General features: G+C 39.7%; 11 protein-coding genes. 8 read left to right on the top strand and 3 right to left on the bottom strand.

Annotated elements, in window-relative coordinates; all coding sequences use genetic code 11:
- Nucleotides 1–1,904, bottom strand: a 1,904-nt coding sequence (locus G4P69_RS06450) for an ABC-F family ATP-binding cassette domain-containing protein (protein ID WP_208348815.1), incomplete at its 3' end; no start/stop codon positions are given.
- Between the two features lie 167 nt (nucleotides 1,905–2,071).
- Between G4P69_RS06450 and G4P69_RS06445 the strand changes: the two genes are divergently transcribed.
- The gene (locus tag G4P69_RS06445) at nucleotides 2,072–2,230 is read left to right on the top strand and encodes a hypothetical protein (protein WP_208348813.1); all 159 of its coding nucleotides are present in this window, start codon (nucleotides 2,072–2,074) and stop codon (nucleotides 2,228–2,230) included.
- A 107-nt stretch (nucleotides 2,231–2,337) separates the two neighbouring features.
- Here G4P69_RS06445 and G4P69_RS06440 read toward each other — a convergent pair whose 3' ends face one another.
- The gene (locus tag G4P69_RS06440) at nucleotides 2,338–2,754 is read right to left on the bottom strand and encodes a DUF1824 family protein (protein WP_208348811.1); all 417 of its coding nucleotides are present in this window, start codon (nucleotides 2,752–2,754) and stop codon (nucleotides 2,338–2,340) included.
- A 469-nt stretch (nucleotides 2,755–3,223) separates the two neighbouring features.
- On the opposite strand from G4P69_RS06440, the gene G4P69_RS06435 reads away from it, so the two are divergent.
- Together G4P69_RS06435 and G4P69_RS06430 are read left to right on the top strand one after the other, a co-directional pair.
- Nucleotides 3,224–5,032: an ABC transporter ATP-binding protein gene (locus G4P69_RS06435; protein WP_208348808.1), complete on the top strand. Its 1,809-nt coding sequence runs from the start codon at nucleotides 3,224–3,226 to the stop codon at nucleotides 5,030–5,032.
- A 211-nt stretch (nucleotides 5,033–5,243) separates the two neighbouring features.
- Nucleotides 5,244–5,846 (top strand): glutathione S-transferase family protein, encoded by a 603-nt coding sequence (locus G4P69_RS06430; RefSeq protein WP_208346634.1) that lies wholly within the window; start codon nucleotides 5,244–5,246, stop codon nucleotides 5,844–5,846.
- 47 nt (nucleotides 5,847–5,893) lie between these two features.
- Here G4P69_RS06430 and G4P69_RS06425 read toward each other — a convergent pair whose 3' ends face one another.
- Entirely contained in the window at nucleotides 5,894–6,535 is a 642-nt protein-coding gene (locus G4P69_RS06425; RefSeq protein WP_208348805.1) for a Uma2 family endonuclease, read from the bottom strand.
- A gap of 325 nt (nucleotides 6,536–6,860) precedes the next feature.
- Here G4P69_RS06425 and G4P69_RS39875 point away from each other — a divergent pair, with 325 nt between their 5' ends.
- The 5 genes from G4P69_RS39875 to G4P69_RS39025 all read left to right on the top strand — a co-directional run bounded on the left by G4P69_RS39875 (nucleotide 6,861) and on the right by G4P69_RS39025 (nucleotide 11,838).
- On the top strand, nucleotides 6,861–6,983 hold the full coding sequence (locus G4P69_RS39875) for a hypothetical protein (RefSeq protein WP_279606299.1): 123 nt from the start codon (nucleotides 6,861–6,863) through the stop codon (nucleotides 6,981–6,983).
- Between the two features lie 103 nt (nucleotides 6,984–7,086).
- Entirely contained in the window at nucleotides 7,087–8,667 is a 1,581-nt protein-coding gene (locus tag G4P69_RS06420; RefSeq protein ID WP_208348802.1) for an AAA-like domain-containing protein, read from the top strand.
- Between the two features lie 3 nt (nucleotides 8,668–8,670).
- The gene (locus G4P69_RS06415; RefSeq protein ID WP_208348800.1) at nucleotides 8,671–11,190 is read left to right on the top strand and encodes an AAA-like domain-containing protein; all 2,520 of its coding nucleotides are present in this window, start codon (nucleotides 8,671–8,673) and stop codon (nucleotides 11,188–11,190) included.
- A 222-nt stretch (nucleotides 11,191–11,412) separates the two neighbouring features.
- Entirely contained in the window at nucleotides 11,413–11,679 is a 267-nt protein-coding gene (locus G4P69_RS06410; RefSeq protein WP_208348798.1) for a type II toxin-antitoxin system ParD family antitoxin, read from the top strand.
- A 3-nt stretch (nucleotides 11,680–11,682) separates the two neighbouring features.
- Entirely contained in the window at nucleotides 11,683–11,838 is a 156-nt protein-coding gene (locus G4P69_RS39025) for a hypothetical protein (protein ID WP_243902891.1), read from the top strand.
- Nucleotides 11,839–11,864: the final 26 nt, after the last annotated feature.

Genomic DNA, 11,864 nt, shown 5'->3' with positions numbered 1-11,864 from the left:
TCCATCCAGCGTTCAGTCGCCACATCAATAGCTTGCTTAAGTGCTTCAACTTGTTCGTAGAGTTTTTGCACTTGAGTGTAATTTCCGGGGGGAGTACTTCCCAGAGCTTTTTCTGCTTCTGCTTTCTCGACTTCTAGCTGAGCAATTTTCCCTTCTAACTGCTCAAATTCTCGCTTTTCCCAAGTTGATAGACCACGGCGTTTTTTATTCTCTTTGGGTTGAGAATTTGTTGGCGGTGTCTCAAGATTTTTTGTCTTTTCTTTAGTATTAATTGTTTGTTGTAGTCTTTCCTCTTCAGCTTTTTTGTAGTCTAAATAAACAGAATAATTACCTGGGTATTGTCGAATATTACCGAGTTCTTCTAAAGCAAAAATCGTATCTATAGTACGGTCGAGAAAGTAGCGATCGTGAGAAACGACGATGACACAACCAGAGAAATCTTCTAGATATTCCTCTAGTACAGCTAATGTTTGTACATCCAAATCATTGGTCGGTTCATCTAATATTAAAACATTTGGCGCACCCATTAAAATACGTAACAGAAATAATCGTCGTTTTTCACCCCCAGAAAGTTTATAAATTGGAGCATACTGTTGATTACCAGGAAACAAAAAACGCTCCAACATTTGAGAAGCGCTAATTTGAGTTCCATCAGCGATTTTAACAAATTCTCCTTCTTCTTTAATGTAGTCAATCACGCGCTGATTTTCATTCAAAGCGGACAGTAACTCTTCTGAGTGTTGGTCAAAATAACCTATGTGAATAGTTGTACCAATTTCCACCTTACCAGAATCTGGCTCGACACGATCTGTAATGATGTCCATTAAAGTAGATTTACCTGCACCGTTACCACCGATAATACCTATACGGTCTTCTGGACTAAATTCGTAAGTAAAATCGTTAATTAACGTACGTCCATTATAAGCTTTAAATATATGATCTAGCTCAATGACTTTTTTACCGATACGACGACTTGCTGTTGCAATATCCACTTTACCTTGAGTTTGCTTAAACTCAGTTTGCTGCATAGCACGAACCCGATCAATTCTAGCTTTTTGTTTGGTACTTCGGGCTTTGGGTCCACGTTTTAACCATTCCAACTCGCGCCGTAATACACCTTGATGTTTACGCTGAGTGCTAACAGCAGATTCTTCAGCTAATGCTTTCTTTTCTAAGTAATATGAATAGTTACCAGAGTAAGTGTAAATATCCCCTCTATCGATTTCAATGATCCGATTAGTAACACGATCTAGAAAGTAGCGATCGTGCGTTATAAGTAAGAGCGCGCCACGATAACGGTTTAAATAACTCTGCAACCACTCAACAGAAAGTGCATCCAGATGGTTAGTAGGCTCATCCATTAGCAACAAATCTGGTTCTGAGAGCAAAGCTGTTGCTAAAGCAATACGTTTACGATAACCACCAGATAAAGTTCCGACTCGTGCATTAATATCTGTGATTCCTAGCTTTGTAAGAATTATTTTAGCATTGGTTTCTAGTTCCCAAGCACCTGTGGCTTCCATACGCTGCATCACGGAAGACAAACGTGCCATTAATTGCTGATCTTCTGGTACGTGAGCTAATTTATCAGAAAGTTCTTCATATTCACGCACTAAAGTCATCTGTTCCCCACTATCAGCAAAGACTTGCTCCAAAACTGTACGATTTTCATCCAAGTCTGGTTGCTGGGGAAGGTAGATAATTTTTGCTCCCGAATTGGCTATAATTTGGCCACTATCAATCGGTTCTAGTCCTGCTATCATTTTTAATAATGTTGATTTTCCAGAACCGTTAGTACCAATTAAGCCGACTTTATCCGTAGCGTCTAGACTAAAGCTAGCGTCTTTTAGAATTTCCTTGATCCCAAAATCTTTTTTAACTGACTGTAATGTAATAAGACTCATAATAATTTTTTCTTATGGTAAAAAGCTTGCAGTATAAGACTTTTTTCTGTATTACTGATACTTTATTTTTATAAGCTATTTTAAATAAAATTGTAAAAGCAGATAATCTGTCAAAGTAGAGACATTACTGAAGAAGAATTCAGCTATACAGGAGCCAGAATTCAGAATTGCCTCAGGTGATTTACAGGAATAAATATACCACCGCCGTTGGTTTCGGCTTCGCTCAACCAACTGAAAGAGCGCGAGTTGAGCGAAGCCGAAACCTTGAGTTGAGCGAAGCCGAAACTCGCATTCCCCAGGTATTTTCTTTCTTGGAAATCACCTAAGTGCAAGTAGTGGATAAATTCTGGTTTAACTTCGTACAGAAGTTTCTCCTCCTGACTCCTGACTCCTGACTCCTGACTCCTGACTCCTGACTACTTTTTCTACAATTCTAGGCAAATAAATCCAAAGGCAAATGCCCATACAGTTCATTAACTCCTCCTTGGGAGTAAGACTGACAAGATACTAGTACACCGCGATGGTGTCCTGAGTAAGAATCGAGATAACACAAGCCATTTTTACCGTTTAATTTGATATAAACGGGACCCTCAATTATTGGTAAATTGCTGGGTGGTTCGTATCCTAGAGCGAGAGAATAAGTTTTCATGGCAAGCATTCCCTCTTCTGCTGTATCAGCACAAATACCTAATATTTGATAATCAGAAAGACTAGCTAGTAAAAGTAAAGCGTCACCGATTATAGGTTTTTCTGATGGTTTTATAAATGGTGGAATGTCTATACAGTTAAACTTATTAAGTATTTTTTTAGCTTCTTGAACAGTAAGACGGTTTTGTTGTTTGCCAGACATAAATCGGTTTATTATCTCTTAGTGTGTGCTTTGTGTCAGAAGTGGGTATAACTCACCCGACAATTTCAACTTAGGGTTAACTCTGTATATTACCTATATGCAGTACTATGATCTCAATTTCTTTGATAAATCAAGATAAAGAAATTGCGACTTGACAATTGTAGTAAATATGCTCGCTTCACCTCTTGATCGCGAATTCTTCAACTTTCGATCCTCCTTATCTAATATTGATCAGTCGTCATTTTTGCCTGAGTGAGTTCCCTTCTTATTGACTTACCGCTTTCGGCGAGCAAACTCGACAGGTGAATCCGAGGATAGCAAATAATCGCTAATTTGTTCGGTTAACTTGACATTCTCAGCATAAAATGTGCCTGGATTTTAGTCGCCTGTGCTACCTAAACGATAATCTTCAGGCACTCAAGACTGTATTCCATGCTAATATGTCAGTCTCAGGGAACTGCATAGGGTTGTGTCTACACCATTGGAATCTCGTCAAGTATCAACAAAGCGATCCCGTTCTGTCCATCCTCTCAAGCGCCTGCTTGACTATGGACATAATTATCGTAAACAAATTTGGCTAGCAACGGCTTGCTCTATCCTCAATAAACTTTTTGATCTAGCACCACCAGCGTTAATTGGTGTTGCTGTAGATGTGGTGGTCAAGCAACAAGATTCTATCATTGCCCAGTGGGGTGTGAAAGATGTCTTTGGACAATTTTTGATCCTTTCGGTGCTTACCGTCATCATTTGGATCCTAGAGTCTGTCTTTGAATACGCCTTCGCTAGATTATGGCGCAATTTGGGACAAAACATTCAGCATGATTTGCGTCTCGATGCTTACAAACATTTACAGGATTTAGAACTGGCATATTTTGAAGAACGTAGCACTGGCGGATTAATGTCAATTCTTAGTGATGACATTAATCAACTGGAGCGCTTTTTGGATGTAGGGGCGAATGACATTCTACAAGTTCTTACAACGGTGGTGATTATCGGCGGAGCTTTCTTTGTATTGGCTCCTAGTGTAGCATGGATGTCGATGCTGCCAATCCCATTTATCCTTTGGGGTTCGTTTGCTTATCAAAATTTGCTAGCCCCTCGCTACGCGGAGGTTAGGGAACGTGTCGGCTTACTTAACGCCCGTTTAGCAAATAACTTAGGCGGTATCACGACTATCAAAAGTTTCACCTCTGAAGATTACGAAGTTTCCCGTCTAGCACAAGAAAGTGAAGCATATCGCCGCAGTAATTCTAAAGCAATTAAACTTTCAGCAGCATTTGTTCCTTTAATTCGGATGTTGATCTTGGTAGGCTTCACAGCACTACTACTTTTTGGTGGTATGGCAGCAGTTAATGGCAAAATGTCTGTAGGCACTTACAGTGTGCTAGTATTCTTAATTCAGCGTTTGCTTTGGCCTTTAACCAGATTAGGTGAAACTTTTGACCAATATCAACGGGCAATGGCTTCTACTAATCGAGTGATGAATTTATTGGATACTCCTATCGCTATTCCTACAGGGAATATTTCTTTGCCATTGGATGCTGTGCGCGGAGAAGTAGAATTTCAACACATCACTTTTGCTTATCAAGATAGAACGCCAGTTGTACAAAACTTATCCCTACATATTCCAGCCGGTAAAACAATTGCCATTGTTGGTTCGACTGGTTCTGGAAAAAGCACTTTAGTTAAGCTTCTGTTGCGCTTTTACGAAGTGAGTTCGGGAAATATTACCCTTGATGGGATTGATATTCAAACGCTGAAATTACGAGACTTACGCCGTTGTATTGGCTTAGTCAGTCAGGATGTATTCTTGTTTCATGGTACGGTAGCTGAAAATATAGCATACGGCAGCCTTGATGCGACAGATCATGAAATCATCACAGCAGCTAAAATTGCTGAAGCACATGAATTTATTACGCAACTGCCCCAAGGTTATGAAACAATTGTAGGTGAACGAGGGCAAAAATTATCTGGTGGACAACGACAAAGGATTGCGATCGCGCGTGCTGTTCTGAAAAATCCACCAATTCTGATTTTAGACGAAGCAACATCAGCAGTGGATAACGAAACAGAAGCTGCAATTCAGCGATCGCTCGAACGTATCACCGTGAATCGAACAACAATTGCGATCGCGCATCGTCTTTCCACCATCCGTAATGCTGATACCATTTACGTCATGGAATATGGAAAATTAGTCGAATCAGGGACTCATGAACAACTGCTAGAGGAAAACGGAATTTATGCGAGTCTCTGGCGCGTACAATCAGGGTTAAAATAAACAGGAGTCAGGAGACAGAATTCAGGAGTCAGAATAATACCGAGTTAAATCACGGTAGGGTGCGTTAGGCGAAGCCGTAACGCACCGCATCAGGTATTTTAACTTAAAATAAGCTGTTGCCGATATAATTTATATATGGGACGCGGGCAAGATCCCCGCACTACAATAACCCGGAAGTTGTAAGTATTCTACGGTAGGAGCACATGAACACATGATTGATCTTTACACGTTTACCACCCCCAATGGACGCAAAGCTTCGGTCATGTTGGAAGAAGTCGGATTGCCCTATAATGTCCATAAGATTGACATTACTAAACAAGAGCAATTTACGCCCGAATATATTGCTATCAATCCCAATAGTAAAATTCCCGCGATCGTTGACCAAGAGACTGGAATTAAAGTTTTTGAATCTGGTGCAATTCTGCTTTACTTAGCAGAAAAAACAGGTAAACTCCTACCTACTGACCAAAAAAGTCGTTTTCAAGTTATAGAGTGGCTGATGTTCCAAATGGCGGGAGTGGGACCAATGTTTGGACAACTTAACCACTTTAAGCGCTTTGCACCGGAAAAAATTCCCTACGCTATTGAGCGCTACGAAAAAGAGACTTTACGTATTTATGGTGTTTTAGATAAACAACTGGTAGACAATGAGTATATCTGTGGCGAATATTCTATCGCCGATGTTGCGACTTATCCGTGGGTAGCGATTTACAAATTTCAAGGTTTGACACTTGATGATTACCCAAATCTCAAACGCTGGGTTGAGACAGTCCAGCAACGTCCAGCAGTTCAACGGGGAATGCAAATCCCTTAGCAGTTATCAGTGAACAGTAAACAGTTATCAGTACTTAAATGTTTACCTTACAGTACCCAATCAAAAATCTGTTGTGGGGTTAAGTTCAACTGTGGGAAGGTTGGGGATACAATTAAATCGCCACCCCTAAATGGGGTCATTTGATATTCATCGTCAATCAACTCACAGACAAAAATTGTTGGTTGTTTGGGGTTACCGATAAACTTGCGTCCACCTAACGCTGCATAATCCACGATCCAATATTCAGGAATGCCCATACCTTCATAGTCACGAAGTTTATCATAATAGTCATCCTGCCAATTGCTACTCACCACCTCAGCTATTAGCTTGACCGAACTTGCATTTTGAATAATTGATTCTGTTTCCCAGCGCGTCTCAGTATCAATAGTTTCTTGATTCAAAATTATAATATCCGGTTCATAGCCCGATTTATCACGCCTAGGTTTAATAATCGACTCTCTAGGAATAAACCAAATATCGGTTTTACCAATTTCACTAATAGTTGTAAGAAATTTACCAACCAGAGAACCTGTTAATTTTGAATGCTTCCCTTTTGGTTTAGGCATTTCAACAATGATTCCATCGTGCAATTCGTACCTTACCACTGAGTTCTCTGGATACCATTCGATAAACTCATCGAAGGTATATATTTTTTGTTGTGCTTGAGTTTGGGTTCGTGCTTGGGTCATCAGTATATCACCTCATGATATCTTGCACCTGGGCTGTCAGCCAGCCAGCGATTTAAATCGCTGGCTGATAGCTAAAGTCCTCTCAAGAGGACTGATCAAGGATTTAAGTCCATTTCAATGGACTTAAGCTATTAGCCCGGAACTTAAGTTCCGGGCGGGATATCGGGCTGATTCAGAATGGTGCAAGATGTCAGCAACGGCGGGAAAAAGCAAAACTACTAATCAAAAACTATTGCCAGCAAGGTGCTTATTATGAATTACAAGCTGCAGCATGGTGCAATGTAGAATAAAAATTATAACATAGTCAGCATGTGAAACACAAACCATGACAACTATTGAGATTGTTTCAGAACTAAGTGCCGAGCAAACAATTTATCGGGCAATCTGTGGAGTGCAGCAAGCTACTGGTGCAACACCCAAGCACTTGATATGCTTGAGAGAGATTTAGCAACACAAGGGTTAGGAGAAAACGGTGAAACTATCATCATTTTGCAGCGATTTCGTCCCGATAATTTCTTTAATAGCCATAACATTTCTTAACATCATAGATAATGCAGAGAATCTTAATTCTGACAGCAATTCCTGATGGGTTACGACTGGATAAGGAAATTCGCTTAATAGAGGAAGCTATTAGACGGGCAGTAAAACGGGATTTATTTGAAATTAAAATTAGAACTGCTGTACGCTCCCAGGATATTCGTCGCGCGATCGCAGAAGAACAACCATCAATTGTCCATTTCTGCGGACATGGTCAAGAAGATGGTAGCTTGATATTAGAAGATGATTCTGGAAATCACAAACCTGTATCACCCACAGGATTAGCAGCATTATTTAAGCTACATACAGATTATGTAAAATGTGTATTACTTAACGCCTGTTATTCATCCAAGCCTGCTGAAGCAATTAGCAAACACATTAATTATGTCATTGGGATGAACCAGTCGATGGGGGATAAAGCTGCTACTGTGTTTGCCCAAGGCTTTTATGATGGTCTAGGGTATGACAATAGCGATAACCAAGACGTTATTCAAAGGGCTTTTGATGAAGGTATAGTCGCTATTCAAATGGAAGACGATTTACAGGGACAGATACCAGTACTGTTTACGGTTGAAAATTCTCCAAGAGAACCAGAGACAAACATATATATTGAGCGATCGCCAATCGAAGAAAAATCTTACAAGGCTATTGTACAGCCGGGAGCGCTGATCCGGATTAAGGCTCCCCAAAGGATGGGAAAAACTCTGTTGTTGGAGAAAACACTTGACTATGCTAGACAGCAGGGTTATAAAGTAGCCAAATTAGATTTAAAACTAGCCGATTCTAATATTCTTGCTGACCTAAAAGTATTCTTACAATGGTTGTGTGTAGATGTTGCTGACACTCTAGAGCTAGATCCTCAACTAGACAAATACTGGCAGGATATTTACGGGCTTAATAAAAACTGTACTCGTTATTTTCAGAAGTATATATTATCATCGAGCGAAAGCCCTTTAGTACTAGCTATAGATAATTTTGAAAGACTATTTGAACATCTAGAGATTTTTCCCTCATTCTGCTTACTCCTGCGTGGGTGGTATGAAACTACGAAACCAGGTGATAGAATTGGGAATCTTTGGAAGAAATTACGGTTAGTGATAGTCTATTCTACTGAACGTTATCCAGAACTGGACACCAATCACTCGCCGCTTAATGTTGGAGAGCTAATTGAATTACCGGAGTTTAACTTACAGCAAGTACAAGCACTTGCCAAGCAGTATGAGTTAAATGGAAAATTTGGAGAACAGGACTACATTGAGTTGATAGAGTTAGTAGGGGGACACCCTTACCTAGTGCAGAAGGCGATCGCGCAAGGCGCAGATCAAGAGCAAATGACTTTCGAGCAATTCAAGAAACTTGCACCAACAGAACAAGGAATTTTTAGCGATCACCTGCGACAACAATTGTGGCGTTTGCAGCATAATCCCCAGCTAGAAAAAGAGTATAAACAAGTAGTCACGTCAAATACCCCTGTACGACTTAACACTGAAGTTGCTTTCAAACTGCATAGTTTAGGGTTGGTGAAATTTTTGGGTGATGATTGTGTTCCTAGTTGTGAGTTATATCGTCAATATTTCTCAGTGCGTTTAGGGTAAGTTATGAATGACCAGTACATTTTCTCTGGAAGCCTACCTGAAGAAGCTACCACTTATGTAACACGGGAAGCTGATGGCGAATTGTATGAAGGACTAAAAGCGGGTAAATTTTGTTATGTACTCAATTCTAGACAAAGTGGAAAGTCTAGTTTGCGTGTACGAACAATGCGCCGACTTAGAGAAGATGGTGTAGAGTGTGCAGCAATTGACCTTTCTGCTGGAGGAATTCAGAACGTATCACCAGAACAATGGTATGTAGATTTAATTGATACTCTTATTGAGAGTTTCGGATTAGATATAGACTTTGCAGACTGGTGGTCAGAAAATCAGTTGAATTCATTGGTGACACGATTTCGCAAGTTTCTTGAAGAGATATTACTGACTGCAGTTAAGGAAAACATCGTTATTTTTATTGACGAGATAGATAGTGTACTTAGTCTAGAGTTCCCCACCGATGACTTTTTTGCATTGATTCGTGCCTGTTATAATAAGCGTGTTGATAATCCTGAATACAATCGCCTCACTTTTTGTTTGCTGGGAGTCGCATCACCAAGCAATTTAATAGAAGATAAACAACGCACCCCGTTTAATATTGGTAAAGCTATTAGCCTCAAAGGTTTTCAAATAGATGAAGTTGAGCCATTAAAGAGGGGTTTAGAGGGAAAATTCCCCGAGCCTCAAGCAGTGATGGAAGGAATTTTGTATTGGACGAGAGGACAACCGTTTTTAACCCAAAAGCTGTGTCAGTTTATGGTAGAGGAGTCCGTTCAAGACAATCCTCGTTCTGTTGAGCAAGTGGTGAAGTCTCGCATTATTGAAAATTGGGAATCTCAAGATGAACCTGAACATTTAAGAACGATTCGAGCTAGAATTTTACGGGATGAACAACGGGCTGGGTATTTGCTAGATCTGTATCAGATGGTTCGACTGGGTGAAGAACAATCTGAGATAATAGCAGATGATACTTTAGAGCAGAGCGAGTTACAACTTTCTGGATTAGTCGTTAGGGAACACAATAAGTTAAGAGTTTATAACCTCATTTATAAACAAATTTTTGATGACAATTGGATTGAAAAACAATTAAAAAATCTTCGTCCTTACTCTGAAAGCTTTAGATTTTGGATAGATTCTGGAAGAACCGATGAATCTCGATTATTGAGAGGAAAGGCATTACAAGAAGCTTTCGAATGGGCAAAAGATAAAAAGTTAAATTATCAGGATGAAGAATATTTAGCAGCGAGTAAAGCAAAAGAGATTCAAGAAGAAAACGCTGCAAAAGAAAAAGAAGCTGCTTTGGAGAGAGAGCGAAAAGATAGAGAAGCCGCAGAGAAAAGAAGTCAGGTATTAAATGAGGCAAATAAGAAAGCTCAAAGACGAATTAGTGTTGGAGTTTTTGTTTTAATTATAGCAGTGCTAGGAGCAGCAACTGTAGGGGTATTATCCAAAAACAAACTTGATGAAACGAAAGAAGAAGTTAAAGCTGTTCAGCAATTAAATAAACTAGCCGGAAAATTACAAAGTCAGAGGGATAATTCAGAGAATAATACCTTTGATTATAATGAAGCTTTAAGGTTGTCTGCCTTATCTTTTAACATTGATAATCACAAACTTAAACAAGCATTAGTATTTGCCGCTATTTCCCAAGCATATCAACAGCTAAAAAATACACCGAAAGCAGAAGAGCAATATCAGCAAAATCAGAAATTTTTAAAGGAAGCGGATCAAAAGGATTTGGATTCTAAGCAAGGTTTACAAATTCAGGTTTTATCTTATAAATTTCAAGGAAGTTTACTAGCTCAAAAAAAAGAGACTGAGCAGAAAGCTATAGAAGATTATCGTCAAGCATTTGAGATTTTAATATCTCATAAAGATGAAACTGATTTTACTAAACAGAATCAGTTACTTACACCCGAAAATATTGAATCTGTTCATCGAGAACTAATTAACCTGCTCAACAAAGACAATACAAAACAACAGTTGAGGCAACAAGTCGCAGAATCTCTTACACAGCATTTATATGCTCAACTTGAATATTATTTAAATGATAAAAAATGGGCAGAAGCTGATTCCCAAACAGACCGACTCATGGTCAATATTGCTAAAAGAGACAAAAAAGGATATTTAGACTATGACGATATTAAGAGTTTTTCTTGTCCAGCCTTACGAAGAATAGATCAGCTTTGGGTCAATTCGGACAAACGCTTCGGCTTTAGTGTGCAAAAGGAGATATGGATTAAGACAGGAAATCGACTGGGTATAAAACTAGAACAGTGGAATGGCGAAGATTATAAAAACTATATAAGGTTTTCCCAAGCAGTTGGGTGGTTAGATGATAAGGGAAGAGAGAATGAAAGTGGATCTATGAGTGTTTTGGAGTTTAAGAGTTACGACGAACTTCTAACCCGTATAAATCGTAACCCGTATAAGTATAGGGGGAGCCTACCGTACCGATTAATGAAGTTCCGGATAGACTCTTATATGATTTTTTATATTATGGCTCGTTTCTCGCACTGCGTCTTGTGAATTGTAACCCATAAGCGTTTCCGAATTTTATCAAGATTTATTACGATCGCACTCGCTAGCAGCTTAAGCTATATCGCACTTTCAACAGTCCGCTGAACACTTCATACATGACAGGGATGAGGCGATCGCTCCACCAACCATAAGTTAGAGGATATGTCAAAAATTGACAGTGGCTGTTTGTCATGCCACCATTAAGAGAGATACTTCCCAATAAAACATCCCATGAACGTCCATCTTGGCGAAACATTTGATAAGTTTGTCGCAGAACTGCTCGCAGGTGGAGAGTACCAGTCACAAAGCGAAGTGATTCGTGAGGGTTTACGACTCCTTAAAGAACGGGAGGACTTGCGCAAACTAAGGCTTGAAGAACTTCGTCGCGAAATTCAGGTTGGTATTGATCAAGCTAACCGAGGTGAGGTTGTACCATTTGATATTGAAGATATTAAAGCGGAAGGAAGGCGTAAGCTCAAAGAGGAGCGTACAAAGTAAAGCATGGGACGCATACAAGAAACCCTCCAAGCACGAGCCGATCTCGCTGATATTTGGCAGTACATTGGTCGGAATGATGAAGCTGCTGCTGATCGCGTTCTTGAGATGATCGACCAAAAGCTTATACGTTGGCAAAGAGCGTTTCGACCTTTGTGCTGAACTCCGTAGCTTTGCAGTAAAAAGCT

The sequence above is a fragment of the Aetokthonos hydrillicola CCALA 1050 genome (assembly GCF_017591665.1).
GTDB lineage: Bacteria > Cyanobacteriota > Cyanobacteriia > Cyanobacteriales > Nostocaceae > Aetokthonos > Aetokthonos hydrillicola.
This window is presented reverse-complemented; position numbering and strand designations above follow the sequence as displayed.